The organism is Gordonia terrae (genome assembly GCF_051789125.1).
GTDB lineage: Bacteria > Actinomycetota > Actinomycetes > Mycobacteriales > Mycobacteriaceae > Gordonia > Gordonia terrae_A.
Genome location: NZ_CP196526.1, coordinates 1,018,928 through 1,044,261 on the forward strand (window position 1 = coordinate 1,018,928; position 25,334 = coordinate 1,044,261).

At 68.9% G+C, this 25,334-nt stretch carries 22 protein-coding genes and 1 pseudogene; 15 read left to right on the forward strand and 8 right to left on the reverse strand.

The window, feature by feature from the left end:
* The first annotated feature begins 92 nt into the window (after window positions 1-92).
* Genes ACSUZC_RS04680 through rlmB form a run of 5 tightly spaced genes read left to right on the forward strand, consistent with a single transcriptional unit; the run spans window position 93 to window position 6,760 of the window.
* The gene (locus ACSUZC_RS04680) at window positions 93-1,604 is read left to right on the forward strand and encodes a condensation domain-containing protein (protein WP_439031739.1); all 1,512 of its coding nucleotides are present in this window, start codon (window positions 93-95) and stop codon (window positions 1,602-1,604) included.
* Complete coding sequence (locus tag ACSUZC_RS04685; protein ID WP_439031740.1) at window positions 1,604-3,097, forward strand: condensation domain-containing protein; 1,494 nt, start codon at window positions 1,604-1,606, stop codon at window positions 3,095-3,097. The genes ACSUZC_RS04680 and ACSUZC_RS04685 overlap by 1 nt, the downstream gene beginning before the upstream one ends.
* On the forward strand, window positions 3,094-4,407 hold the full coding sequence (locus ACSUZC_RS04690; RefSeq protein ID WP_439031741.1) for a condensation protein: 1,314 nt from the start codon (window positions 3,094-3,096) through the stop codon (window positions 4,405-4,407). The genes ACSUZC_RS04685 and ACSUZC_RS04690 overlap by 4 nt, the downstream gene beginning before the upstream one ends.
* An 11-nt stretch (window positions 4,408-4,418) precedes the next feature.
* Window positions 4,419-5,810, forward strand: a complete 1,392-nt coding sequence (cysS, locus tag ACSUZC_RS04695) for a cysteine--tRNA ligase (RefSeq protein ID WP_439031742.1) — start codon at window positions 4,419-4,421, stop codon at window positions 5,808-5,810.
* Entirely contained in the window at window positions 5,810-6,760 is a 951-nt protein-coding gene (gene rlmB / locus ACSUZC_RS04700; protein ID WP_439031743.1) for a 23S rRNA (guanosine(2251)-2'-O)-methyltransferase RlmB, read from the forward strand. The genes cysS and rlmB overlap by 1 nt, the downstream gene beginning before the upstream one ends.
* A gap of 24 nt (window positions 6,761-6,784) precedes the next feature.
* Here the strand turns inward: rlmB and ACSUZC_RS04705 are convergent, their stop codons facing one another.
* Window positions 6,785-7,540, reverse strand: coding sequence for a LamB/YcsF family protein (locus ACSUZC_RS04705; protein ID WP_439031744.1), 756 nt, complete (start codon window positions 7,538-7,540; stop codon window positions 6,785-6,787).
* A 95-nt stretch (window positions 7,541-7,635) separates the two neighbouring features.
* Here ACSUZC_RS04705 and ACSUZC_RS04710 point away from each other — a divergent pair, with 95 nt between their 5' ends.
* The gene (locus ACSUZC_RS04710) at window positions 7,636-9,183 is read left to right on the forward strand and encodes a carboxylesterase/lipase family protein (RefSeq protein WP_439031745.1); all 1,548 of its coding nucleotides are present in this window, start codon (window positions 7,636-7,638) and stop codon (window positions 9,181-9,183) included.
* A 145-nt stretch (window positions 9,184-9,328) separates the two neighbouring features.
* Here the strand turns inward: ACSUZC_RS04710 and ACSUZC_RS04715 are convergent, their stop codons facing one another.
* Complete coding sequence (locus ACSUZC_RS04715; RefSeq protein ID WP_439031746.1) at window positions 9,329-10,132, reverse strand: alpha/beta fold hydrolase; 804 nt, start codon at window positions 10,130-10,132, stop codon at window positions 9,329-9,331.
* Between the two features lie 496 nt (window positions 10,133-10,628).
* Window positions 10,629-11,066, reverse strand: a pseudogene (locus tag ACSUZC_RS04720) (beta-mannosidase); the annotation flags it as partial.
* 33 nt (window positions 11,067-11,099) lie between these two features.
* Here ACSUZC_RS04720 and ACSUZC_RS04725 point away from each other — a divergent pair.
* Entirely contained in the window at window positions 11,100-11,657 is a 558-nt protein-coding gene (locus ACSUZC_RS04725) for a DUF2599 domain-containing protein (protein ID WP_439031747.1), read from the forward strand.
* A gap of 31 nt (window positions 11,658-11,688) precedes the next feature.
* On the opposite strand, the gene ACSUZC_RS04730 is transcribed toward ACSUZC_RS04725, so the two are convergent.
* Genes ACSUZC_RS04730 through ACSUZC_RS04740 form a run of 3 tightly spaced genes read right to left on the reverse strand, consistent with a single transcriptional unit; the run spans window position 11,689 to window position 14,380 of the window.
* A complete protein-coding gene (locus ACSUZC_RS04730) occupies window positions 11,689-12,558 on the reverse strand; it encodes a metal ABC transporter permease (protein WP_439031748.1) in 870 nt (289 codons plus the stop codon).
* Window positions 12,555-13,379, reverse strand: coding sequence for a metal ABC transporter ATP-binding protein (locus ACSUZC_RS04735; RefSeq protein ID WP_439031749.1), 825 nt, complete (start codon window positions 13,377-13,379; stop codon window positions 12,555-12,557). Before ACSUZC_RS04735 ends, ACSUZC_RS04730 begins: the two co-directional genes overlap by 4 nt.
* Before the next feature lie 5 nt (window positions 13,380-13,384).
* Window positions 13,385-14,380 (reverse strand): metal ABC transporter solute-binding protein, Zn/Mn family, encoded by a 996-nt coding sequence (locus ACSUZC_RS04740; RefSeq protein WP_439031750.1) that lies wholly within the window; start codon window positions 14,378-14,380, stop codon window positions 13,385-13,387.
* Window positions 14,381-14,508: 128 nt separating this feature from the next.
* On the opposite strand from ACSUZC_RS04740, the gene mshA reads away from it, so the two are divergent.
* From mshA to ACSUZC_RS04755, 3 genes are all read left to right on the forward strand, one after another.
* Window positions 14,509-15,879: a D-inositol-3-phosphate glycosyltransferase gene (mshA, locus tag ACSUZC_RS04745; RefSeq protein ID WP_439031751.1), complete on the forward strand. Its 1,371-nt coding sequence runs from the start codon at window positions 14,509-14,511 to the stop codon at window positions 15,877-15,879.
* A gap of 54 nt (window positions 15,880-15,933) precedes the next feature.
* A complete protein-coding gene (locus ACSUZC_RS04750; protein WP_439031752.1) occupies window positions 15,934-16,578 on the forward strand; it encodes a YbjN domain-containing protein in 645 nt (214 codons plus the stop codon).
* 81 nt (window positions 16,579-16,659) lie between these two features.
* Window positions 16,660-18,267, forward strand: coding sequence for a 4-coumarate--CoA ligase family protein (locus ACSUZC_RS04755; protein ID WP_439031753.1), 1,608 nt, complete (start codon window positions 16,660-16,662; stop codon window positions 18,265-18,267).
* Window positions 18,268-18,369: 102 nt separating this feature from the next.
* Here ACSUZC_RS04755 and ACSUZC_RS04760 read toward each other — a convergent pair whose 3' ends face one another.
* Window positions 18,370-19,818, reverse strand: a complete 1,449-nt coding sequence (locus ACSUZC_RS04760) for an APC family permease (protein WP_439031754.1) — start codon at window positions 19,816-19,818, stop codon at window positions 18,370-18,372.
* Window positions 19,819-19,979: 161 nt separating this feature from the next.
* On the opposite strand from ACSUZC_RS04760, the gene ACSUZC_RS04765 reads away from it, so the two are divergent.
* From ACSUZC_RS04765 to ACSUZC_RS04780, 4 genes are all read left to right on the forward strand, one after another.
* A complete protein-coding gene (locus ACSUZC_RS04765) occupies window positions 19,980-20,726 on the forward strand; it encodes a phosphoglyceromutase (protein WP_439031755.1) in 747 nt (248 codons plus the stop codon).
* 85 nt (window positions 20,727-20,811) lie between these two features.
* The gene (locus ACSUZC_RS04770; RefSeq protein WP_439031756.1) at window positions 20,812-21,132 is read left to right on the forward strand and encodes a GNAT family N-acetyltransferase; all 321 of its coding nucleotides are present in this window, start codon (window positions 20,812-20,814) and stop codon (window positions 21,130-21,132) included.
* Window positions 21,133-21,250: 118 nt separating this feature from the next.
* Complete coding sequence (locus ACSUZC_RS04775) at window positions 21,251-22,648, forward strand: sensor histidine kinase (RefSeq protein ID WP_439031757.1); 1,398 nt, start codon at window positions 21,251-21,253, stop codon at window positions 22,646-22,648.
* A 2-nt stretch (window positions 22,649-22,650) separates the two neighbouring features.
* Window positions 22,651-23,337, forward strand: a complete 687-nt coding sequence (locus tag ACSUZC_RS04780; protein ID WP_439031758.1) for a winged helix-turn-helix domain-containing protein — start codon at window positions 22,651-22,653, stop codon at window positions 23,335-23,337.
* Between the two features lie 27 nt (window positions 23,338-23,364).
* On the opposite strand, the gene ACSUZC_RS04785 is transcribed toward ACSUZC_RS04780, so the two are convergent.
* The gene (locus ACSUZC_RS04785; RefSeq protein ID WP_439031759.1) at window positions 23,365-24,225 is read right to left on the reverse strand and encodes a hypothetical protein; all 861 of its coding nucleotides are present in this window, start codon (window positions 24,223-24,225) and stop codon (window positions 23,365-23,367) included.
* 54 nt (window positions 24,226-24,279) lie between these two features.
* On the opposite strand from ACSUZC_RS04785, the gene ACSUZC_RS04790 reads away from it, so the two are divergent.
* The gene (locus ACSUZC_RS04790) at window positions 24,280-25,257 is read left to right on the forward strand and encodes a Ppx/GppA phosphatase family protein (RefSeq protein ID WP_439031760.1); all 978 of its coding nucleotides are present in this window, start codon (window positions 24,280-24,282) and stop codon (window positions 25,255-25,257) included.
* The last annotated feature ends 77 nt before the right edge of the window (window positions 25,258-25,334 follow it).

The window sequence follows — 25,334 nt, forward strand, 5'->3', positions numbered from 1 at the left end:
CCCGATCATCACGGTGCACCCGGACCCATCCCATGCACCAGCCCCCGTGCACACGACACACCCCATGCAACCTGGAAGGCAGGTGAGTTGCGATGGAATACACCGAGCTGACTGACTATTCGATGCCCGGCGGCACTGTGACCGCGTGGGAGCCGCAGGTCGACGCCGAGGAATGGCTCACCGATTCGCGGCAGCTGTCCTACATGCACCTCGAACACGCCCGTCGAGCGGTCCGCGAGGGATCGGACTGGTACAGCCAGTGGATCGGCACCGCCTTCCGCATCGAGCGCCCGCTAGACCGGGAAGCACTGTCGCGCACGCTCGTCGCGTGGTACCGCCGACACGAAGCCTTCCGGACATCGGTGCGGGTCCACGAGCCCGAGCACCCGCAGGGCGACCTGACCCGCATCACCGTGCCCGCCGACGCGGTCACCGTGCTGGAGAAGGACTTCGGTGCCGATCTGGCGGCCGCCGAGGTGTCCGACCTCGTCGTCGACTACTTCAACCGGACCGTCACCCCGCTGAGCTGGCCGCACTGCATCGCCGTGACAGTCGAGCCGACCGGCGACGACACCGGCTTCCTGCTGGCGTTCGCCGCCGATCACACCGTGATGGACGCCTACACACAGGTGTTCGCCATCCGCGAGCTCACCGCGCTGTACACGGCCGAGGTCTCCGGCGAACCGCACGCGCTGGCCGACTTCGGCAGCTACTTGGATTTCAGTGACGCCGAGCGCAAGCTGGGCGAGCAGATCGACGCGAACAACGCCGCGGTCAGCCAGTGGCGCAGCTTCTTCGACGACACGCCGACCGTCACCCAGCCCGAACCGATCCCGCGCTTCCCGCGCTTCGACGTGCCCGCCGATGCACCGCGCACGATCACGGCGGATCGTGTGCCGGACAACGGATTCCAGGCGACCCTGTCGCACTGGCTGCTCGACGCGGCCGAGACCAAGGCCTTCGACACCGTGTGCAAGGGCGCCGGGTCGTCGATGACCGCGGGCATCTACACGGCGCTGTCCATGACGTCGGCCGCCCTGTCGGGCAATGCCGATCTCCGGTTCATCGGCCCGGTCCACACCCGCAGCGCCATCGAATGGGGCGAGGCGGTGGGATGGTTCGTGGGGATCATCCCGGTCGCGGTCCGTCCCGGGCAGCCCTCGAGGTTCACCGACGCCCTCACGGCCGTCGCCGCCACCTCCGCGCAGTACAAGGGTGTGGGCGCAGCGCCCTTCGCGCCTGTCGCCGAACTCATCGGCGGCGACGTCACCCCGCCCGGGTTCGTCGTGTCCTACATCGACCTCCGTCACGCCGAGGGCGCGGCCGAGTGGACGCCGCGCCAGGCGCGCGTCCTCCGCAGCGCGACACGGGATGCCGACGAGGTCTACTTCTGGATCAACCGGATCCCGACCGGGCTGAACGTGTCCGCGCGTTTCCCGGCCGACGACGGTTCGGCCGAGGCGGTCGAGGTCTTCCTGTCGACCTTCCATCAGATCCTGAAGAAGATCGTCGCCGACGGGGACTGCGACTACGTCTACCGTCCGGCCCAGTCGGTCACCGCCGGCGCGACCACCGCAGGATCGACGGCCGCACTCGGCAGTTGATGACCGGTGCCGCGGAGTCCGCGTCCGCCCCATCACGATTCAGCCGGGCAGGCTCGTCGGTCGTCGCGCTCCGCCCCCATCTGCTCGACCCGGATCACCTCGGCCCGTACCCCGGACGACGGACGGTCGAATGGGAGCTGCGCGACGCCGAGCGGGTCGGGCGCGCGGCGAAGCGTTGGGGTGAAGGCGTGTCGTTCCTCCAGTCCGACCACCTCGCCACGATGACGGGCAGGAGTGCCGTCGGCGAGGTACACACCGGTTTCCTGCTCGCCGCAGCGCGATTCGACGCGCCCCTCGACGAGGACGCGATGGCGCGGGCTCTCACCGGGTTCATCCGTAGGCACGAGGAACTGCGTGCCCACTACCGTCCGGAGCCGGACGGTCCGCAGCGCTGGGTGGCGCCGTCGGAGGTGTTCGACGTCGACGTCGCATCGTCGGGTGACGCCGTCGCCGACGCCGAAGCGGTCGAGCACTGGGTCGGACGTCGCGCATCCGAACGGGCACGCGCCGAACTGATTCCGGGATCTTGGTGGGGTGCCGTCGCCGGTGACGCGGGCTTCACCTTCTTCCTCGCCACCGACCACGCCCACGGCGACGGGTATTCGTCCGTGCTCGCGCTGATCGAGATCACCGCGCTCTACCGCGCGCAGTGCACGGGCACACCGGCGGAGCTGCCCGACGCCGGAGAATTCGGGGACGCCGTGCTCGCCGAACGTGTCGCCGCGGCGGGCGTGACGTCCGAGGACGAACGGGTCGCGGTGTGGCGGGATGCGCTCGCGGCCAACGACGGTCGGGCGCCACGCTGTCCGCTCGACCTGGGACTCGTCGGGGACCAGCCGCAGCCGGCCGTCGCGGTGGAGCAATGGTTGCTCGATCCGGGGGCATTGTCGCGCTGCGACGCACGACTCGCCGCTTCGGGCGGGAGCTTCGCGGGACTCATCTACGCGGCACTTGCTGCGCGACACCACGAGACCTCCGGCGAGGACCGGTTCTTCGTGTCGACCGTGCTCGCCTCCCGGGGGCCCGACCATGCCCGCACCCAGGGCTGGATGTGCAACTTCGCCCCGATCGTCGTGAACATCCCCACCGACGAGGACGCGGTGTTCGACGACCTGGTGCGGGCGGCGGGCGAGAGTGTGCGGGTCGCGCGCCGTGCGTCGTCTCTGCCGGCTCACGGCGTGCTGGCGCGGCTGGCCGCCGAGGGCGTTTTCCGCGGGCTCGACGGAAGCCCCTACATGGTGTCCTACACCGATCTCGCGCGTCTGCCGGTCGGTGACGATCCGGCACTGGCGACGATGCAGACCTCCAGTGGGGTCGGGACCACGCGGAACGCGAACCTGTGGTTCACGCGTACCTCGGCCGGTCTGGTCGTACGCTGCCACTTCCCCGACAACGAGGTGGCCCGCGCGTCGGTCGTCGACCATTTGGCGCGAGTGAGAACGATCCTGACCGGGTACGCAACGGGGAGCAGCCAGGAGAGGAGTCCGCGGTGAAGCTGTCGAGTTCGGAGACCTGGGAGGTCGAGCCGGGAGAACTGGTCCGATGGCAACCGGTCCCCGGGGGCGGGGTGGTCCATTCGGGCGCTCCCGTGTCGGAGAACGAACGGTTCCATCTGGACTCGGTGTCGCAGGGTCAGCCGGGATGGATCGCGCTCACCCTCGACTTCGCGGAACGGCTCGACGACGAAGCGCTCGGCGAGGTGGCGGCGACGGTCATCGCCCGGCACGACGTGCTGCGTAGTCACTATGTGCGGGCCGCCGAGGGGTATCAGCGCGTCCTGCACGCCGGCGTCGACGTGAAAGAGGCGGTCCGCGAATCGGATTCGGGTCTCGGTCCCCGAGCGTTCGCCGAGCGGCTGACCGGTTCCATCACCGCGACATGCGATCCGTTCGAACCGATGCCGCACTTCCTCGCCGCGGTCCTGCGGCCGTCGACCACGACGCTCGTCTGCGGTTTCGACCACTGCTATGTGGATGCGCGATCACTCGCCCTGCTGTCCGACGAGATCTGCGAACTGCTCGCCGGCCGCACGCTCTCACCACCGGAATCGGGTCTGGATGCGTTGCGGCGGGTCGCCGAGGTGGAGGCGTCGGTGACCGCCGACGACCCGCGGCTCGGCGGGTGGGGACAGTTCCTGGGAGCTGCCGGGTGGACCGTCCCGGAGTTCCCCCTCGACCTCGGGGTCGACCAGGGAGCGACCGCGGACATGCACACGCTGGTCGCGACGCTGCTGCCGGCCGATGCCGCACGGGAGTTCAGTTCGACGGTCCACCGGCACGGCGCGCGGACCTATCCGGCGATCCTCACGTGTGCGGCCAGGGCGATCGAGTCCCTCGGCGGTCCCGGCGAGGTGCCGACCGTCGTCCCGACCGGGACCGGCGCCGGCCCCGGTTGCGTCGGATGGTCGGTGGGCAATGCGCCCCTGCGGATCGCGGCGGGCGCCGACGACCTGTTCACCGCGATGCGGGTCAACACCGAGCGGCTGGCCGCGGCCCTGCCGCTCGCGGAGATCGGCCTCACGCCCGTCTACGGTGCCTTCGGGCACCTGCTGCGTCCCGGCCGCAACGACGTGTTCATGATGTCCTACGTCGACTACACGCGACTGCCCGGACCGCACCCCGGCGTGCGCGCGGAACAGGTGTCGAGTTCCAAAGCCACCGACACCGCGCAGTGGTGGTTCTGGCGGGACGCGGACGGCATCCACGTGCGGGTGCGGCATCCGCACACCGACCGCGCGGTGGAAGCGCTGACCGCCACCCTCCGGGAGATGAGCGCGCTGATCGCCCAGGTCGTGGTCCGGTAGGATGGCCGGTCGTGACCCTGCGCCTGTATGACACCGACTCCCGAGAGGTGCGCGACTTCGTGCCGCTGCACCCAGGACAGGCGTCGGTGTACCTGTGCGGGGCGACGGTGCAGGGTGTTCCGCACATCGGTCACGTGCGCAGCGGTATCGCCTTCGACATCCTCCGACGCTGGCTGACCCACAAGGGTCTCGACGTCCTGTTCGTCCGCAACGTCACCGACATCGACGACAAGATCCTCCGGAAGGCGGCCGAAGCGGGCCGGCCCTGGTGGGAGTGGGCGGCGACGCACGAGCGCGCCTTCGACGACGCCTACCGCGCGCTCGGGGTGCTGCCCCCGTCGGCGGAGCCCCGCGCGACCGGGTTCGTCACCCAGATGGTCGAGTACATGGAACGGCTCATCGAGCGCGGGCACGCCTACGTCGCCGACGGCAACGTGTACTTCGACGTGCGGAGCCTGCCCGACTACGGGTCGCTGTCCGGGCACAAACTCGACGATGTGCACCAGGGTGAGAGCGCGGGCACCGGAAAGCGTGACCCGCGGGACTTCACCCTGTGGAAGGCGGCCAAGCCCGACGAGCCGTCGTGGCCGACTCCGTGGGGCCCCGGGCGCCCCGGCTGGCACCTCGAATGCTCGGCCATGGCCACCAGCCTTCTCGGTCCCGAGTTCGACATCCACTGCGGTGGCATGGATCTGGTCTTCCCCCATCACGAGAACGAGATCGCCCAGGCACACGGTGCGGGAGATCCGTTCGCGCGCTACTGGTTACACAACGGCTGGGTCACCATGGGTGGCGAGAAGATGAGCAAGTCGCTCGGCAACGTGGTGTCGATCCCCGCGATGCTGCAGCGGGTGCGCGCCGTCGAACTGCGGTACTACCTGGGCAGTGCACACTATCGGTCGATGCTCGAGTACTCGGCGGGAGCGCTGACCGAGGCGGCCGCCGGTTATCGTCGGATCGAATCGTTCGTCGAACGGGTCGCCGCGCGAGTCGGTGACGTCGTCGTCGGCGATGTCGATCCCGAATTCGCTGTCGCGCTCGACGACGATCTGGGTGTACCGGCTGCGCTTGCTGTGGTGCACAACGTGGTTCGGCAGGGCAACACTGCCCTGGAAGCCGGTGACGGCGCCGCGGCGCTGACGGCGGCCTCGTCGGTGCGCGCGATGACCGGCATCCTGGGGGTCGATCCGCTCGACGACCGGTGGGCGGGCACCGCCGACGATTCGGCCGCGACCTCGGCACTCGATGTGCTGGTGCGAGCGGAACTACAACGGCGTGCGGATGCGCGCGCCGCCAAGGACTGGGCCACCGCGGACGCGGTGCGGGACCGGCTGGCCGAGGCCGGTATCGAGGTCACCGACACCCCCGATGGTGCGCAATGGGCGTTGAAGGGTGAGGCGTGATGGCAGGCAATTCCAAGCGTAGGGGTGCGATTCGCAAGGACGGCACCAAGAAGGGGCAGACCGTCGGCTCCGGCGGTCAGCGCCGCCGCGGCCTCGAGGCTCGCGGTGCAACCCCGAAAGCCGTTGACCGGCCTTATCATCCGGCGCACAAGCGCGCGAAGGCGGCGTCGAAATCGGCGGCAGGACGCGGTGGCGCACGAGCCAAGGACGAGGGTCCCGAGTACGTGCTGGGACGTAACCCGGTGGTGGAATGCCTGCGCGCTGGTGTCCCGGCGACCGCCCTCTACATCGCGACCAACTCCGAACCCGACGAGCGTGTGGCCGAAGCGGTCAAGATCGCAGGCGACTCGGCGATCTCCATCCTCGAGGTCGGCAAACCCGAGCTGGATCGACTGTCCACCAACGGGATGCACCAGGGCATCGCCTTACAGGTGCCCGAGTACGAGTACACCCATCCCGACGACCTGATGGCGCAGGCGAAGGCGAGCGGCACCCCGCCGCTGCTGGTCGCACTCGACAACATCACCGATCCCCGCAACCTGGGTGCGGTGATCCGCTCGGTGGCCGCGTTCGGTGGCCACGGCGTGGTGATCCCCGCGCGCCGCAGCGCCAGTGTGACGGCCGTCGCCTGGCGGACCAGTGCCGGTGCCGCCGCGCGTCTCCCGGTCGCCCGGGCCACCAATCTGACTCGCACGCTGAAGGATTGGGCCGAATCGGGTGCGCAGCTCGTCGGCCTCGACGCCGATGGAGACGTCACGCTCGACGACTACGACGGCAGCGGTCCGACCGTCATCGTGGTCGGCTCGGAGGGCAAGGGCCTGTCCCGGCTCGTCCGCGAGAGCTGTGATTCGATCCTGTCCATCCCGATGGCCGGCGACGTCGAGAGTCTCAACGCCTCGGTCGCGGCCGGTGTGGTCCTCGCCGAGTTCGCCCGACAACGGCGCGGATAGTCCCATCGGCGAGGGGCGGTTCGGTCAGCCCGAAGCCCCGACCGCCACTCCGGCTGCACTCAGCGCCGCCCTCACCGCCTGTGCGTGATGCACGGCTCCCGGGGTGTCGCCGTGCAGGCACACCGACTCCGCCTCGACACCGATCCGGGTCCCGTCGATCGCCGTGATCCGGCCGGTCGTGACGAGTTCGACGACGCGGCGGGCGATCTCGGCGGTGTCGGACAGCACCGCCCCGTCCTCGACGCGGGGGACCAGGGTGCCCTGCGGGGTGTATGCGCGGTCGGCGAAGGCCTCGGTGACGGTCGCGAGGCCGGCGCGTCGCGCCCGGGCGAGTACCTCGGAGCCGGGTAGTCCCATGACCGCGAGTCCGGCGTCGACGTCACGGACCGCGGCTATGACCGCATCCGCCTGCTGTTCGTGGTGGACGACCGTGTTGTACAGCGCGCCATGGGGTTTCACATATGTCACCCGCCCACCGACCGAACGTGCCAGGGCGTCGAGCGCACCGATCTGGTAGACGAGATCGGCGATCAGGTCGGACGTCGTCATCTCCATGAACCGGCGTCCGAAACCGCTCCGGTCGGGGTAGGACACCTGGGCGCCGATCCGCACCCCGGCCGCCACCGCGGCCCGGCACGTCGCGTGCAGATCGGCGGGGGTTCCGGCGTGGAAACCGCAGGCCACGTTCGCGCTGGTGACGATCTCCAGCATCGCGGCGTCGTCGCCGACGCCCTCCCCGAGGTCGGCGTTGAGATCGATGAGGCCGCCGCCGGAGTTCATGAGGGCATTCTAGGGCGCTGTCGCGGCGCCGTGCCCCGGCGATCGCCGGCCGTCAAGGGGGTAGACGAACCGCCCGTTTCGTCTACGGTGGAGACATGGCATTACTGGACAGTAAGGTGACCACCCGCAACGGCGTGGTCGAGGGCGCGCGCGGAAAGCGGCTGCGCCGGGGGACCATCAGCTGGCGCGGAATCCCCTTCGCCGCGCCGCCGGTCGCACATCGCCGATTCCGTGCACCCGAGCCGGCCCACGACTGGCCGGGCGTGCGCGATTGCACGAAGATCGGCAAGGCGGCGATCCAGGAGAAGCGGTTCACGGCGATCGCGCCCGGCAAGTTCGCGCCGATGGCCGAGGACTGCCTGACCCTCAACGTGTACTCGCCGGACTCGGCGTCGTCGACGCCTCGCCCCGTCATGGTCTTCATCCACGGTGGGGCCTTCATCCTGGGAACCGCGGCGACACCGCTGTACGACGGCGCATTCCTCGCCCGCGCCCAAGACGTCGTGGTCGTGACCGTGCAGTACCGTTTCGGCCCGTTCGGTTTCCTCGATCTGAGCCAGTTCGCCACCGACGACCGTCCGTTCGACACCAACGTCGGCCTCCGCGACCAGATCGCGGCCCTGCAGTGGGTTCAGGACAACATCAACGCGTTCGGCGGAGACGCGGGCAACGTGACGGTGTTCGGGGAGAGCGCCGGCGGGTCGTCGGTGCTGTCGCTGTTGTCGGCACCGTCGACCACCGGACTGTTCCACCGGGCGATCGCCCAGAGTCCGGCGCCGGAGCTCATCGTCGAACAAGATGCCGCGACGGTCTACGCCGACGAGTTCGTCCGCCTCCTGCGCGACCCGCAGCGGCGCTCGAGCTCGTTCGAGCGGCACGAACCACCCGTGGACACAGCCGAGGCGCAACGCCTCCTCACCGCACCGAATCCGGCGTTGCTGCTGGAAGCCGGAAACAAACTGATGCGTTTCGCGACGAAGACGGCCGGGGGCTCGATTCCGTTCGCCCCCGTCGTCGACGGCGAATTGCTCCCACGGTCCCCGCTCGCCGCGGCCGCCGGCGGCCTCACCCAGCCGGTGCCGCTGGTGATCGGCAGCAACCGGGACGAGGCGAATCTCTTCGCGAAGCTCTGGAACGTTCTTCCCGACGCCGAGCGGACACTCATGCGGGTCGAGGACGACGAGGTCCGCAAGGAGATCGCCTCGCATTACGAGGACGGCGACCGCGACCGCATCCGGCTGGCGGGTGACTCGATCTTCTGGGCGCCGATGACCGCCTTTGCCGACGGCCACAGCGCCGTGGCGCCGACCTACGTGTACCGCTACGACTATCAGACGAAGATCCTGGAAGCGACCGGCTTCGGGGCGACGCACGCCACCGAGCTGTTCAGCGTCTTCGGTGCCTACCGAGCGCCGATGGGCGCCGGACTGGCGGTGGCGGACTGGCCGGGCAGCGGGCGGGTGACCCAGAACGTCCAGGGCCGATGGGGCGCGTTCGCGCGCACCGGCGACCCCGGACTCGGCTGGCCCGCCTTCACCACCGACGAGCGCAAGGTCCTCGTGCTCGACGACCCCGACCATGTCGAGGCCGACCCCGATACCCTGCGCCGTCAGGCCTGGTATCGGGTGCACTCGCCGGCCTGACCCTTCGAGGCTCGTCGCTTGCGCTCCTCGCACCTCAGGGAGCGGGGGTCGGCCGGGGTCTCGCACCGTTGGAGCGGGGGTCGGCCGGGGTCTCGCACCGTTGGAGCGGGGGGTCGGCCGGGTCTCGCACCGTCAGGAGCTGGTGTCAGCCGAAGTCCCACACCGACGGCGGGTCGGCCGCGAGGAACGACAGCACGAGCGGGTTGAACAGTTCTGGCGACTCCACCGGCAGGATGTGGGTGCCCGGGATGACCGCCAGACGGGCGTGCGGCAGCGTCCGGGACAGCTCGAGTGCGTGCTCGATGCGCACCAGACCACGGTCGGCGACGACGACCAGGGTCGGTGCCTCGACGCCGGCGAAGCCCGCCACCTCGAAGTCGGGTTCCCTGGTGAGCATGCGGACCGCCTTGTCGTACACCACCGGAAAGTGGTCGGGTCCGTCCGGCGACGTGTCGTCGTAGTAGATGCGCAGGTACTCCACCGTCATGGGATCGCGGCGGGCGACCCGGGCGATGAACTCGTCGGCCGTGCGGCCGTCGTTGTTGAGGTAACCGCCGACGAAGACGAGCCTGCTGACGAGGTCCGGCCGGGTCCGCGCGACGAGCAGCGCGACGGCGGCGCCGTCGGCCCAGCCCACCAGGTTCGCCGGGCGGCCGACGACCTCGTCGAGGTAGCGGATGGTCCGTTCGACGATCGTGTCGAAGCTGAACTCGCCCGGAAGGTCGGGGCTGTGGCCGTGGCCGGGGCGCTCGGGCACGAAGATCTGCAATCCGGCGTCGAGGAAGGCGCCGATCTGGGTACCCCACGACGACGCCGAGGCGAACAGTCCGTGCAGCAGTACCGTGGGCGGTCCGGTCGGTTCGCCCGCGGTGAAGTGCCACACGGTCGTGCCGGCGAGGTCGACGTATTCACCGCCGTCGACGCGTTCGCCGGCGTGCACATGCCGCATGTCGCTCCTCGAGTTCGCCCGGATGTCTCGACCTCCGCCATGGTCTCAGAGTTCGACCCGGGTTCGGGCGAACGTTCGCGAATCGACACCGCGGACCGCGGGCGCCGGCAGCCGAGACCGCGGCGCGCCGAAAGGTGTCCGTTTCTCGATCATCCGACAAGTTTTTCTGCGGGGCGGTGCACGGGTCGGGAACACGACGCCGTCGCGTTCTCGATCCCGAAAACCCGAGTCGGGATCGAGGAGACACGTGCCCGCGGTGTGGAGCTACGCCCGCAGCACGAGGTCGGCGGCGTTGCGCTCCCACCCCGACACCCACGCGGACATCCCGCAGGACCTGTTGACGCGCTACACCGAGCTGACCGTCACCTACAACCACGCCGCCGTCCGCGAACAGTGCGGTGAGGGTGTGCGCAGCTCGCTGAGTCTCGACTCGTCCGGTGAGGTCCGGTCCGACCCGCCGACCCGTCCACACCCGGAGGCTTCGCGTCGCTTGAGCCTCGCAGTCCCCAGAGCCTCCGGCGAGTACGGGCAGCACCAGCTGACGATGCCGGGCCGCCGCGGCGAAGACCCGGTCGAGCGGAGCGAAGTCGAGCAGGCCGCTGCGCCCGTGCACCGCGAAGGACGAATAGACGTTGAACCGGGTCAGCGCACGCGGGGGCAGTTTCGCGAAGTACGCGTCGAGGTCGACCTCGGCTCCGCACCCCTCGTTGACCGCCCAGTCGGTGCCCAACTGATAGGCGTTGAATCCGGCGGGCCACCAAGGTCTTCCGTCGAGAACCAGGCCGTCCGGGGTCGCCTGGACCCGCTGCGAGGGCACCGGCCGCAGGGGTCCCGGATCCGGGGTGCGAGCACATCCCGAGAGACACACGAGGACCCCGACGATCGCGGTGACCAGCACGGCGAGCGTTCGCGTCCAGGTGCGTCGGTGGACCACAGATGCAGGCTACTCGTCACCTAGGGTGGCGGTATGTTGTCGGGGTTGGACTGGTCGGGGTCGCACGAGCGCACCGCGCGGCACCGTGCGCGGCGGGCAGCCCGGCGGGGACTCCTCGTCGTGGCCGCCCTGGTGTTGGTGACGCCGATGTCCGCGTGCGGGCAGGAGACGCCGAACTTCCCGACCGCGACGTCGTCGACCTCGGCGGGCTCGCCGATCACCAGCGCGCCCACCACCTCGCCGTACGGACAGGAGTCGTCGGCTCCCGCGCCGATCGTCTACCGCCCGCCCTACATCGACCGGGTCGAATGGACCGACACCGCGGTCGGGCCGAGCCTCTCGGTGTTCCCCACGACCTCCGGCCGCTACACCACCGACGCCGGTGCGATGGCCGCCGCGTGGGCGGAGGTGCTCGACCTCGATGCCACCGCCGACACCCCCGGCATGCAGGCGCAGTTCGACTGCCACTGGCGGTTCGCCCGCATCATCGAGCCCGAGAAGCCCAGCTGGAACCTCGAACCCGGCCGCCCCGTCGTCACCGAGGAGGACATGGTCGGCGCCGGCTGCAACCCCGGCTTCGCCGAGGAATGACCCGTCAGCGCGTGCGATGCACGCCGTGCCTCTAGCGCGTGCGATGCACGCGGCGGTTCCCTAGGATGCGGCACACCGCGTAGATCACGAACGAGATGATCGTGACGAACACCGACACCGGCAGCTTCGGGGCCAGCGACATCAGCAGTCCGCCCACGGAGGCGACCTCGGCGAAGATCACCGAGAGGATCAGCGCCCGGGCCGGGCTCGCGGTGACCCGCGCGGCCGCCGCCCCCGGTGTGATCATCAGCGACATCACGAGCAGCGCGCCGATGATCTGCACACCCTGCGCGGCGGCGAGCCCCATGATGATCGCGAAGACCACCGACAGCGTCCGGATCGGCACGCCCTGCGCCTGGGCCACCCGCGGGTCCGTCGACGCGAACAGCAGCGGCCGGTAGATCACCGCGAGCACCGCGACGACTATGGCGGTGGTGATCGCGATCGCCACCAGGCCGTTGATGCCGACGCTGACCACCTGACCGGTCAGCAGCGCGAACCCGGTGCCGATGCGCCCGTAGAGGGCGAGGAACAGTACGCCGATCCCGAGACCGAACGCCATCACGACGCCGATCACCGAATCTCGTTCGCGCGCCCGGTTGCCGAGAAAACCGAACACCGCCGCGGCGATCACGGCACCGATCACGCCGCCGAGGTTGACGCTGAATCCGATGAGCAGCGCCGCGGCGGCACCCGTCACCGACAACTCACTCGCACCGTGCACCGCGAACGACATCTGCCGCGCGACGATCAGCGGGCCGAGCAGGCCACCGAGGAGACCGAGCAGCACCATCGCGAGCAGCGCCTGCTGCATGAAGTCGTACCCGAGCAGGTCGACGGTCGTCGAGAAGTCCCAGAGGTCGCTGAACTGACGTTCGGCGGCCGACACCGTCGTGATCACGCGAGTCCGCCCGGGAGTCCGGTCGTGGTGGTGCCCGGCGTCGCATCCGCACAGTGGTGGGCGTCCTCGCCGCCGATCACGACGAGACGGCCGTTGACGCGCAGCACCTCGACGTCGCTGCCGTAGAGCTCGCTGAGCGTCTCGGTGGTCATCACCTCGTGTGGCGCGCCGATGCGGAACCGGCCGTCGACGAGATAGAGCACGCGGTCGACGTAGGGGAGTATCGGGTTGATCTCGTGGGTCACGAAGACGACCGCGGTCCCCGCCTCGCGGCGGCGACGGTCGATGAGTTCCACGACCACCTGCTGGTTGGTGGGGTCGAGACTGGCGAGGGGTTCGTCGCACAGCAGGAGGTCGGGGTCGCTCACGACGGCCTGTGCCACGCGCAACCGCTGCTGCTCACCGCCGGAGAGAACACCCAGCGGTGCGTCGGCGTAGGGCAGTGCGTCCACGGCGCCGAGCGCGCGGTCGACCAGCTCGCGTCGGCGCGCCCGTCCCCGCACGCCGATGCCCCAGCGGCCGCCGTCGACGCCGAAGCCGACGAGGTCGCGACCGCGGATCGCCATCGGGTCCGCGTCGTCGTCGGCGTGCTGCTGCGGTATGTAGCCGATCGCATCAGTGGTGGCGACGGTCCCACGGTCGAGTGCGTACTGGCGCAGCAGGACGCGAAGAAACGAGGTCTTTCCGGAACCATTGGGGCCGAGGACTGCGACGAACTCGCCGGGTTCGATGATCAGGTCGAGCCCGTCCCACAGGACGCGGTCGCCGAACCCGAGTCGCGCGCCCGCGAAGGCGACGACCGGTTCCGGCTCGGCGTGCACGGCCGTCACCTGGTTCCGGAGGCCAGCGCCCCGGTGAGGGCGTCGATCTGGCCGTTCTGCCACACCACGTAGTCGGTGACGCCGTCGGGCAGGGTCTCGGTGAACTTCACGACCGGAACGCCCGCCGAACCCGCGACGTCGAGCATCGCCTGCGTCACAGGGTCCACCGCCTGGGTGTTGTAGATCAGCACCTTGGCCCGGCGATCGGCGAGGATGTCCTGCAGCGCGGCACGGTCGGCGGCGGCGGGGGACTGTCCCTCCTCCACGGCCTGGGTGAACCCGGCGGGTGCGATGTCGACGAGTCCGGCCTCGGTCAGCATGTAACCGGCGAGCGGTTCTGTCTGGGCGACCTCGGTGCCCTCGTGCTGCTGCCGGATGGTCGTGAGCTTCGCACGCAGGCCGTCGATGCCCGTGGTGAACTTCTCGGCGTTGGCGCGGTAGGTCTCCGCATTGCCCGGATCCTGCTCGGCCAGCGCGTCGGCGACCTTGTCGGCCACCTGGGCGACGACCGGGAGGTCGTAGAAGACGTGCTCGTTCTGGTCGCCGTGCGCGTGATCGTGGGCCCCGCCGGAGTGCTCCTCTGCGGAGTGGTCACCGCCGGCACCGTGGTCCGCGTGCTCCTCGCCCTCCGCCTCGGCGGCATGCTCGTCACCGCCGAGCAGCGAGTAGGCGTCGACCGCGGTGGCGTCGGAGTTCGCCGCAGCCTCCTCCATGTAGGAGTCGTAGTGGCCGCCGTTGAAGACGAGGATGTCCGCGTCGGCGATCGTCGCGGTGTCCGCGGCCGACGGCTCGAACTCGTGCGGGTCACCGTCGGCGTTGTCGTACAGCGCCGTCACCTGTGCCTTGTCCCCGGCCACCGCTGCCGCCACCGAACCCCAGACGTTGGTCGACGCCACCACGGTGGGCGGGCCGTCGCTGCCGCCGGAGTCGCTCGAGCAGCCGGACAGGACCAACGCGGCGGTGGACAGAACGCCGGCCGCGGCCAGCAGTGATTTCCTCATCGAGCACCTTTACGCAAATGACAATCGTTACCGAAAGCAGTCTAGGGGATGGCTCGGACGGGCGTGCGGGGAGTGGTCCGCCGTGAGGGTCTGCGCCGGAATCCGCGGCGTTCTCTATGGTGGAGACCATGACCTCGAGCCCCCCGTCGTCGTCCAGGGTGCCGCGGCGTGTCGCACTGATCTCCGTGCACACCTCGCCGCTGGCGCAGCCGGGCACCGGCGATGCGGGCGGGATGAACGTCTACGTCTGGCAGACGGCACTCCGCCTGGCCCGGCGCGGTGTCGAGGTCGAGATCTTCACCCGGGCGACCTCGTCGGCCGACGCCCCGTCGGTCGTCGCGGCACCGGGGGTCACGGTCCGTCACGTGGTCGCCGGCCCGTTCGAGGGTCTCGACAAACGAGACCTGCCCGCCCAGCTCTGCGCGTTCACCGCAGGCGTGTTGCGGGCGGAGGCCGCACAGGCGCCCGGTCACTACGACCTGATCCATTCGCACTATTGGCTCTCCGGCCAGGTGGGCTGGCTCGCGCGCGATCGGTGGGGCGTCCCGCTGGTGCACACCGCGCACACGCTCGCCGCCGTCAAGAACGCCGCGCTCGCCGAGGGTGACACCGCCGAGCCGCAACTGCGGGTCATCGGTGAGCAGCAGGTCGTCGGTGAGGCCGACCGGCTCGTCGCGAACACGGAAACCGAAGCGGCCGAGTTGCTCTCGATGTACGACGCCGACCCGGCCCGGATCGACGTGGTGACCCCGGGCGCCGATCTCGACTGCTACACACCGGGATCCGCCTCCGCGGCGCGGGCGGCACTCGACCTCGACCCCGACGAGACGATCGTGACGTTCGTCGGCCGCATCCAGCCGCTCAAGGCCCCCGATCTCCTCGTGGCGGCGGTCGCGCCGCTGATCTCCGAGGCCGCCTCGACCGGACGCAGGCTGCGTCTGCTCGTGGTCGGCGGACCCTCGGGGTCCGGACTCCAGCGACCGACCGCGCTGATGGATCAGGTCGCCGCACTCGGGATCGCGGACTCGGTCACGTTCCTCCCGCCCCAGCCGGCGGATCGCCTGGCGCAGGTGTACCGGGCGTCGGATGTGGTTGCGGTCCCCAGTCATTCGGAGAGTTTCGGCCTCGTCGCGATCGAGGCGCAGGCATGCGGGACGCCGGTCATCGCCGCCAACGTCGGCGGTCTCGGGGTCGCGGTCGACGACGGGCGGACGGGGGTCCTGGTCAACGGGCACGCGGTCGGCGACTGGACCAATGCGCTCGAAAAGCTTCTCGCGCAACCCGATCGTCTGGTCGAACTCGGTGCCAATGCGCGTCGGCACGCCGAACAGTTCTCGTGGGAACACACCGTGGACCAGCTCCTCGACAGCTACGGACGCGCGATGGCGTCGTTCGACGCCCGCCGGGGCGCCGATCAGTCGGGAGCCGGTGCGGCTGCGGGGGCCTCGTCGCGTATGCGTCGCCGATGGCGGCGCCGGCGCCGACGCGTCACCGTCTGATCCGCCGGACGTCGCGACGACGAGTATCCGAGTTTTTCCACAGAGAGGACACCCGTGAGCCGCACCGAGGTCGTCGACCTGCTCGAGAAGACGCTGGACCGCAACGAGATCGCCTACACGCGCAAGGGTGGCGGCGGCGCCGATGTCGACCACGTCGTCGTCGAGTTGCCCGGCGAGCGCAAGCTCAAGACGACGGTGCTGTTGACCGCCAGCGAACACGGCGTCCGGGTGGAGGCGTTCGTGTGCCGGCGCCCGGACGAGAACCACGCCGGCGTCTTCAAGTACCTGCTCAAACGCAACCGTCGCCTCTACGGCGTGGCCTACACCATCGACAACACCGGTGACATCTACCTGATCGGTCGGATCTCGGCCGACGGGCTCACCGCCGACGAGGTCGACCGTGTCCTCGGGCAGGTGCTCGAAGCCGCCGACGGCGACTTCAACACCCTCCTCGAACTCGGCTTCCTCGCGTCCATCCAGCGTGAATGGGCGTGGCGGGTCTCGCGGGGCGAGTCCCTGCGCAACCTGCTCGCCTTCGAGCACCTCATCGACAAGGAGTCGCTCCCCGAGGCGGGCGCACCCCTCGAAGGTCGTTATGTCCCGGGCGAATCCGTCGTCGAAGAGGCCCAGAGCGCGACCGGGGGAGAGTCGGACGGCTCGGACGAGGGTTCGTCGGTCTTCGAAACGGACGAATCGTAGACTCATCGGGAGAGGTCCACGTCACATCGTGTCAACATGCGTTGATACGATGCGGGCGAGAAAATCCCCAATGGAGGTGTCATGAGCTTCAAGAGTCCGTTCCCTGACGTCGAGATCCCCGACGTGAGCGTGTTCGAGTTCCTGTTCGGCGCGGTGGCCGACGCGGACCTGGCGCGCACGGCGCTGGTGGACCCGAAGTCGGGTGCGACGACGACGTACGCGCAGCTGATCTCGCAGATCGATGCGGCGGCGGGTGCGTTGGCGTCGCGGGGGATCGGCGTGGGTGACGTGGTCGGCATCCTGTCGCCCAACATCCCGGCTTTCGCGACCGTGTTCCACGGCATCCTGCGCGCAGGTGGCACCGCGACGACGATCAACGCGCTGTTCACCGGCCCCGAGATCGCCAAGCAGCTCCGCGATTCGGGCGCGAAGATGCTGGTGACCATCTCGCCGATGCTCGAGCAGGCCAAGGCCGCCGCCGACGAGGTCGGGCTGGCGGATGCGGATCTGATCGTCCTCGACGGGGAGGGTCAGGACGCCTCGGGACACCCCAACGCCGCCGATCTGCTGGGGGCGGGACTGTCCGCTCCGGAGGTCTCCTTCGATCCGTCGACGCATGTCGCGGTGCTGCCGTACTCGTCGGGGACGACCGGCAACCCGAAGGGTGTCGCGCTCTCGCACCGCAACCTGGTCGCCAACGTCGCGCAGATCCGCCCGCTGCAGGGCATGGGTGCCGACGACGTGGTCATCGCGGTGCTGCCCTTCTTCCACATCTACGGCATGACCGTGCTGCTCAACGCCGCGCTCTACAACCGCGCGTCGCTGGTCGTGATGCCGCGTTTCGATCTCGTGGAGTTCCTGGAGAACATCCAGAACCACAAGGTGACGATGGCCTACATCGCCCCGCCGGTGGCCGTGGCGCTCGCCAAGCACCCGATCATCGACAACTACGACCTGTCGTCGCTGCACACGATGATGTCGGGTGCCGCGCCGCTCGACGACGAGCTGGGTCAGGCCGTCGCCAAGCGCCTGGACCTGCACATGCTGCAGGGCTACGGCATGAGCGAACTGTCGCCGGTCAGCCACATCATCCCCGCCGACACCCCGGGTCTGCTGGGTCAGCAGGACCCGCCGCTGTCCTCGACGGGCTGGGCGGTGCCGAACTCGGAGAACAAGATCGTCGACCCGGCCTCGGGAGCGGAGATCGAGCTGCCGAGCGAAGGACTGTCGGAGCCCGGTGAGCTGTGGGTCAAGGGCCCCAACGTGATGCTGGGGTACCTGAACAACGACCAGGCCACCGCCGACACCATCGACGCCGAGGGTTACCTGCACACCGGCGACATGGCACAGGTCGACCCGACCGGATGCGTCTACATCGTCGACCGGCTCAAGGAGCTCATCAAGTACAAGGGCTACCAGGTGCCGCCCGCCGAGCTCGAGGCGCTGCTGCTGACCAACGACAAGATCGCCGACGCGGCGGTCATCGGGGTCATCGAGGCGGAGTCGGGTGAGGAGATCCCCAAGGCGTTCGTCGTGCGTCAGCCCGACACGGAGATCAGCGCCGACGAGGTCATGGAGTTCGTGGCGTCGAAGGTGGCTCCGCACAAGAAGGTTCGTGCAGTGGAGTTCATCGAGACGATCCCCAAGTCGGCCTCGGGCAAGATCCTGCGCAAGGACCTCCGAAAGTAAACTGCGTCGGCACCGCCCGACAACACTTGTATGACGTTGTGTCCGGTTTCCGGACACAACGTCATACAGGTTTTGAGGGTATTCAGGGTCCGGGCGCTCGGGTCACGGGATCTCGTGCGGCGGGATGTCGTCGTAGGCGGACGTCGGGGCAGTCCCGCTGCGCTTGTTCCACCAGTAGGTGATCGCCCACAGGACGACGCCGAGCAACAGCAGCCAGCCGGCGACCACATACTGCTCCGGATCGCGGCCGGTGAAGGGCAGCGTCAGGTAACCGCACGTGATCGCGCCGATGACCGCGATCGGCGTGTAGGTGCGGAAGTGCTTGTGTCCCACCTTGTCCTTGCGCAGGACCAGCACCGACACGTTGACCACGGTGAAGACGGCCAGCAACAGCAGAGCCGTGGTGCCGCCGAGCAGGCCGACGATCGAACCCTTCGGGTCGGCGCTGACATATGCGAGCAGGCACAGGGCGATGACGGTGGTGAAGATGATGGCGGCGAACGGTGTCCGACGCCCCGGATGGACGTAGCTGAGGAACTTCGGCAACACGCCCTGCTTGCTCATGCCGTAGAGCAGCCGGCTGGCCATCATCATGTTGATGAGCGCGGTGTTGGCGACGGCGAACATCGAGATCCAGGGGAGCAGGTCCGACATCGGGAAATCCGGTGCGGCGGTCTGCACGACGTCGACGAGCGGGGTCTCACTCTCGGAGAGCACGCCGACCGGGACGATGGCCACCGCGCAGATGGCGATGAGGACGTACACGACGGCGGTGATCCCCAGACCGCTGAGCATGACCTTCGGGAAGATCCGGACGGGATCCTTGCATTCCTCGGCCATGTTGACCGAGTCCTCGAAGCCGACGAGGGCGAAGAAGGCCAGCGACGTCGCCGCGGTCACCGCGATGAAGACGTTCTTGTCGTCGGGACTCTCGAACGCCACCACCGCATCCCAGTGCTCGGCGTTGCCGCCGACGATGAACCAGTAGCCGATGAAGAGGACGAGCAGCAGGCCGGTCAGCTCCACCAGCGTCAGCACCACGTTGGTGCCCACGCCCTCGGCGACACCGCGGAAGTTGATGAACATGACCAGGAGCAGGAAGCCGATGGCGATCGCGAACAGCGCCGGGTTGGTCGCTTCAGGGGCGTCGCCGGTGAACGCGGTCAGCATGTTCACCGCGAAGGCGCGCGACGCGGTGGTCGCCGAGGTGATACCCGAACACATCACCGTGAACAGCACGATGAACGTGATGAAGTGGATCCCGAAGGCCTTGTGCACGTACAGCGCTGCGCCCGCGGCCTGCGGGTATTTGGTCACCAGCTCGAGATAGGAGAACGCGGTCAGCGTCGCGACACTGAACGCGATGAGGAACGGCACCCACGCGGCACCGCCCACCTCACCGGCGACCTGGCCGGTGAGCGCGTAGACCCCGGTGCCGAGGATGTCGCCGATGATGAACAACAGCAACAACTTCCAGCCCAGTACGCGTTTGAGCTCGGGCTGCTTCTGCGCATTCTGGCCGGCCTCGCCGGCATCTGTACTGGCTGTCATGCGCTAACGCTAGACCCGGTCCGGCCGTGGTGCGCGCCGAATCGGTCGCTTCTTCACCATTTCGTCAGCACCGCCCGTCCGGTCGGCCGTGCCGCCGAGTGGGCCGGTGACCGGGGGACGGTGGGATGAGGGCGCCCGGCGTCTGTGGAAAACTATCCGCCATGAGCAACGGCACCCTGATCCTGATGCGTCACGGCGAGAGCGAATGGAATGCGTCCAACCAGTTCACCGGCTGGGTGGACGTGGCGCTGACCGAGAAGGGCAAGGCCGAGGCCGAGCGCGGCGGCGAACTGCTCGTCGAACACGACCTGCTGCCCGACGTCGTCTACACGTCGCTGTTGCGCCGCGCCATCACCACGGCCCACATCGCGCTCGACCGCGCGGACCGCCTGTGGATTCCGGTGATCCGCGACTGGCGGCTCAACGAGCGTCACTACGGCGCGCTGCAGGGCCTCAACAAGGCGGAGACCAAGGAGAAGTTCGGCGACGAGCAGTTCATGCTGTGGCGTCGGAGCTACGACACCCCGCCGCCGGCCATCGAGCCCGACGCGGAATACAGCCAGGTCGGCGACGCGCGCTACGCCGATCTCGCCGAGGTGCCGCTCACCGAGTGCCTCAAGGACGTCGTCGAACGCTTCATCCCGTACTACCTCGAGACCATCGTCGCCGACGTCAGGGCGGGTAAAACGGTCCTGCTGGCCGCCCACGGGAACTCGCTGCGCGCGCTCGTCAAGCATCTCGACGGGATCTCCGACGATGACATCGCCGGGTTGAACATCCCCACCGGCAACCCGCTGCGCTACGACCTCGACGACGACCTCAAGCCGTTGAACCCGGGGGGTACCTACCTGGACCCTGAGGCGGCGGCCGCCGGTGCTGCCGCGGTCGCCGCCCAGGGTCAGAAGTAGTCGGGACGATCGCGCTGCCGAAGCAGCTGAAGAAGAACACATTCGCCATGGCGTCAGTGGTGTGACGCGCGCTACATTAGACGGCATGGCGGATGTGGGCACCCTGCGGATCGAACATTCCCCTGCTCAGGAGCGGTACGAGGCGATCCTCGTCGGCGACCCTTCGAGCGAGGACGAGGTCGTCGGATACCTCGATTACGTATCCGAGCCCTACCAGGTGGTCATCACACACACCGTCGTGCGTGAGCAGTTCAGCGGGCACGGCTACGCCGCCCAACTCGTCCGTGCCGTGCTCGAGGACATCCGGCAGGGCGGCAAGCAGGTCGTGCCGGTCTGCTCCTACGTCCAGCGTTTCATCGAACGCCACCCGGAGTTCGCCGACATGGCGGTCCCGGTGCCGCAGTGACGCCCGCGCGAACCCCGCAGACGGACCCCGCAGCGACTCCGGCCAACACCGCGTGAACAACGGCCGAACACCTTCGTCGGATGTGCGTTCGGAGTTGGTTGGGCCGTAAGCTGCCCATGTGACCGCCGCAATCTCAGCCGCGACGATCGCGTTCGTACTCGCGCTCTGCCTCGGTGTCGTACTCGGTCGACGTAGCCGCGACCGTGACCGGTCCCGGCGATTCGCCTTCGCCGATCTCTTCGCGCGCGGTTCCGCCTCCGGCTCGCACTCCGACGCCGCAGCGCGGGAGGCCGCGCAGACGATGGGACCCCGTGCGGTACCCGCCTCCGCGGAGGTCCGCGACTCCGACATCCAGTCCACCACCGACGACGGCCGCATGACGAAGGCCGGCCTGCTCAGCATGGTCGTGCGCAACACCATGACCGCGATCGCGGTGGTCGACGAGTTCCGTGATGTCGTCCTCTACAACCAGCGCGCGGTCGAACTCGGTCTGGTGCGTGAGATGCTGCTCGCCGACCCGGTGTGGGAAGCGGTCAAGGAGGTCCTCGACAGCGGGGTCGAGCGCCACTTCGAGTTCAGTCCGCCGACGTCGAGCCTTGGATTCGTCTCGACGGGCCGCACCCCGCGTCCCAGCGTCGAGCACGTGCGATGCCACGCGAAGATCGTCGCCCAGGGCGACGAACGCTACGTGGTCGCCTACGGGCTCGACGACACCGAACACAAACGCGTCGAGGCGACGCGTCGCGACTTCGTCGCGAACGTCTCCCACGAACTCAAGACTCCCGTCGGCGCGATCGGCCTGCTCGCCGAGGCGTTGCTCGAGTCCGCCGACGACACCGACTCGGTCCAGCACTTCGGCCGTCGCGTGGTCGGCGAGACCAAACGCATGGGCAACATGGTCAGCGAACTGCTCGCGCTCTCCCGTCTGCAGGGCGGCGACACTCCGGCGTTCACGTGTGTCGACGTCGACTCCCTGATCGACGATGCCCTCGCCGCGTCGACGCTCGCCGCCGAGGCCGCCGCCATCACGCTCCGCGCGGACGAGCCGATCGGTGTCACGATCCGCGGTGACCGGCCGCTGTTGCTGACGGCGCTGAACAACCTGATCTCCAACGCGATCTCGTACTCCCCGTCGGACACGATCGTCTCGGTCAGCCGCCGTGTCATCAAGATCGAGGGCCGTCCGATGGTCGCCATCGCGGTGACCGACCGGGGGATCGGCATCGAACCGGCCGACCAGCAACGCGTGTTCGAGAGGTTCTTCCGCGTCGACAAGGCGCGGTCGCGGATGACCGGCGGCACCGGCCTCGGCCTCGCGATCGTCAAGCACGTCGCGGCCAATCACGGCGGCACCATCAACCTGTGGAGCAAACCCGGCACCGGCTCCACGTTCACCCTGTGTATCCCCGAGGACCTCACCGATACGGGCTGGTCCCCGGAGACCGCCTCGGCACCGGCGCTCGATGCGCCCCGAGGGCACGAAACGACTCCTGGTCACTACAGCGAAGGAAACTAGAGTTGACCCACGTAATGATCGTCGAGGACGAGGAATCGCTGGCCGACCCGCTCGCATTCCTGCTGCGTAAGGAAGGATTCGAGGCGAGCGTCATCACCGATGGTGCGCAAGCTCTCTCGACCTTCGACCGCGTCAGCCCCGACATCGTGCTCCTGGACCTCATGCTCCCCGGGATGTCCGGCACCGAGATCTGCAAGGCGCTGCGGACGCGCTCGAACGTGCCGGTGATCATGGTGACCGCGCGCGACAGCGAGATCGACAAGGTCGTCGGCCTCGAGCTCGGTGCCGATGACTATGTGACCAAGCCCTATTCGGCTCGCGAGCTTATCGCGCGCATACGGGCGGTCCTCCGCCGCGGTGGCGAGATGCCCGACGATGGTCTCGAGATCGGTGTGCTCGAGGCCGGGCCGGTCCGGATGGACGTCGAGCGACACACCGTCTCGGTGAACGGGACGCCGATCACGTTGCCGCTGAAGGAATTCGATCTGCTCGAGTATCTGCTGCGCAATTCCGGACGCGTGCTGACCCGCGGCCAGCTCATCGACCGGGTGTGGGGCGTGGACTACGTCGGCGACACCAAGACGCTCGACGTACACGTCAAGCGGCTGCGCTCGAAGATCGAGCCCGACCCGGCGAATCCCAAGCACCTCATCACCGTTCGCGGTCTGGGTTACAAGCTCGAGGCCTGACCCGGGGACCGCACCCGGCCGCGGTGCCTATTCCGGCGGCTGCAGTTCGTATTTGACGTCGGTCTCCCGGCGCTCGGTCGCGGCCTGCGTCGCCGGGTGAACGGCTATGAGTCCCAGTCCGTTCCGGCGTCGACACGCGGCGGCGAGGGCCTCGTAGGCGGGCTCCCCGAGTAGCGCGGTCAGCTCGGGCGCGTAGGACTCCCAGACCTGCTTGGCGCCGATGTGGACGTCCGGCGACCCCGAGCAGTACCACTTGAGGTCGTGGCCGCCCTCGCCCCAGCCGCGTCGGTCGAACTCGGTGATCGTCGTCTGGAGCACCTGGGTGCCGTCGGGTCGGTCCACCCAGTCCTGCTCGCGGCGAATCGGGAGTTGCCAGCACACATCGGGTTTGACGGTGAGCGGCTCGAGTCCCTTGCGGAGCGCCATCGAGTGCAGCGCGCAGCCGACCCCGCCCGCGAATCCGGGACGGTTGAGAAAGATGCACGCTCCCTTGTGAAGTCGCGTCTTGAGTGCGGGCTCGTCGTCGAGGTCGCTCTCTTCGAGGTACCCCTTCGGGCCCAGCGGGTCCTTGCCCGAACCCTTCTTGAAGTACTGCCAGTCGTCCGGCGTCAGCATCGCGACGCCACGGGCGAGGGTCTCGCGATCGTCGTCGTCGGACAGGTACGCGCCGTGGCTGCAGCATCCGTCGGTCTCGCGGCCCGGCAGGATGCCCTGGCAGGCGGGGGTGCCGAAGACACACGTCCAGTGCGAGAGCAGCCACGTGAGGTCGGCTCTGATCACATGTTCCGGGTCGGCCGGATCGGCGAATTCGTACCATTCGCGAGGAAAGTCGAGTTCGACCTCGGGGGCGGGCTTGATCCGGGGCGCGGACGGCGAGATGGCGGTCACCTGTACACGGTAGCCGGGATAGGCGCTCGTGGAGCGCTGCACTACCGTTGACCCGTGCGCTTAGGAGTCCTCGACGTGGGCAGCAACACAGTCCACCTCCTGGTGGTCGACGCCCACCGTGGCGGTCATCCCACCCCCATGAGTTCGACGAAGGCCGTCCTGCGCCTCGCCGAGCAGATCGACACCGACGGCCGGATGAACGACCGGGCCGTCGCCAAGCTCATCGAATCGATCGACGAGTTCACCCACATCGCGCGCACCTCCGGGTGTGAACAGATGATGGCGTTCGCGACGTCGGCGGTGCGTGACGCGACCAATTCCGACGACATGCTCGACGAGATCGAGCGGCAGACCGGCGTTCGGGTGCTCGTGCTCTCCGGCCGCGACGAGGCCCGGCTGACGTCCCTGGCCGTCCGGCGCTGGCGTGGGTGGAGTGCCGGACGCATCCTCGCCCTCGACATCGGCGGTGGCTCGCTGGAGATGTCCAACGGCGTCGACGAGGAACCCGATGTCGCGTTGTCGTTGCCGCTCGGTGCCGGACGCCTCACGCGCGAGTGGCTACCCGACGACCCGCCGGACCGCCGCCGGGTCGGGGTCCTGCGGGACTGGCTCGACGCGGAACTGCGCGCGCCGGCAAACCAGTTGCTGGCACCCGGTGCGCCGGACCTCTGCGTCGGGACGTCGAAGACGTTCCGCAGTCTCGCCCGGCTGACCGGTGCGGCCCCGTCGAGCGCGGGACCACGGGTGCGGCGGGAACTGACCACGAGCGGGCTGCGGCAACTCATCTCCTTCATCTCCCGGATGACGAAGGCCGACCGCGCCGAACTCGAGGGCGTCAGCTCCGATCGCGCTGGTCAGCTCGTTGCGGGAGCGTTGGTGGCGGAGGCGGCGATGCGGGCGCTGCGAGTCGATACACTGGAAATCTGTCCGTGGGCCCTACGCGAAGGGGTCATCCTGCGCCGGCTCGATGCCGAACAGGCCGACTCGCTGGAGCCCGCACAGACGCAAGGCGTTCACGAGGGCGTCGGCTGAGCCGGAACCTCTGTGCCGCAGCTGCGATGCGGGGTAGGGGTCGAGGTGCCGGACCCGGCGTGTGATCGTCGGAAAGA

Excerpts from the sequence above, each read along its gene's own strand:
- ACSUZC_RS04710 (WP_439031745.1), top strand. The coding sequence starts at position 7,636 with ATGGCATTACTGGACAGTAAGGTGACCACCCGCAACGGCGTGGTCGAG.
- mshA (WP_439031751.1), top strand. The coding sequence starts at position 14,509 with ATGACCTCGAGCCCCCCGTCGTCGTCCAGGGTGCCGCGGCGTGTCGCA.
- ACSUZC_RS04760 (WP_439031754.1), bottom strand. The coding sequence starts at position 19,818 with ATGACAGCCAGTACAGATGCCGGCGAGGCCGGCCAGAATGCGCAGAAG.
- ACSUZC_RS04715 (WP_439031746.1), bottom strand. The coding sequence starts at position 10,132 with ATGCGGCATGTGCACGCCGGCGAACGCGTCGACGGCGGTGAATACGTC.
- ACSUZC_RS04705 (WP_439031744.1), bottom strand. The coding sequence starts at position 7,540 with ATGAACTCCGGCGGCGGCCTCATCGATCTCAACGCCGACCTCGGGGAG.
- ACSUZC_RS04680 (WP_439031739.1), top strand. The coding sequence starts at position 93 with ATGGAATACACCGAGCTGACTGACTATTCGATGCCCGGCGGCACTGTG.
- ACSUZC_RS04765 (WP_439031755.1), top strand. The coding sequence starts at position 19,980 with ATGAGCAACGGCACCCTGATCCTGATGCGTCACGGCGAGAGCGAATGG.
- ACSUZC_RS04725 (WP_439031747.1), top strand. The coding sequence starts at position 11,100 with ATGTTGTCGGGGTTGGACTGGTCGGGGTCGCACGAGCGCACCGCGCGG.
- ACSUZC_RS04770 (WP_439031756.1), top strand. The coding sequence starts at position 20,812 with ATGGCGGATGTGGGCACCCTGCGGATCGAACATTCCCCTGCTCAGGAG.
- ACSUZC_RS04740 (WP_439031750.1), bottom strand. The coding sequence starts at position 14,380 with ATGAGGAAATCACTGCTGGCCGCGGCCGGCGTTCTGTCCACCGCCGCG.
- ACSUZC_RS04755 (WP_439031753.1), top strand. The coding sequence starts at position 16,660 with ATGAGCTTCAAGAGTCCGTTCCCTGACGTCGAGATCCCCGACGTGAGC.
- ACSUZC_RS04685 (WP_439031740.1), top strand. The coding sequence starts at position 1,604 with ATGACCGGTGCCGCGGAGTCCGCGTCCGCCCCATCACGATTCAGCCGG.
- rlmB (WP_439031743.1), top strand. The coding sequence starts at position 5,810 with ATGGCAGGCAATTCCAAGCGTAGGGGTGCGATTCGCAAGGACGGCACC.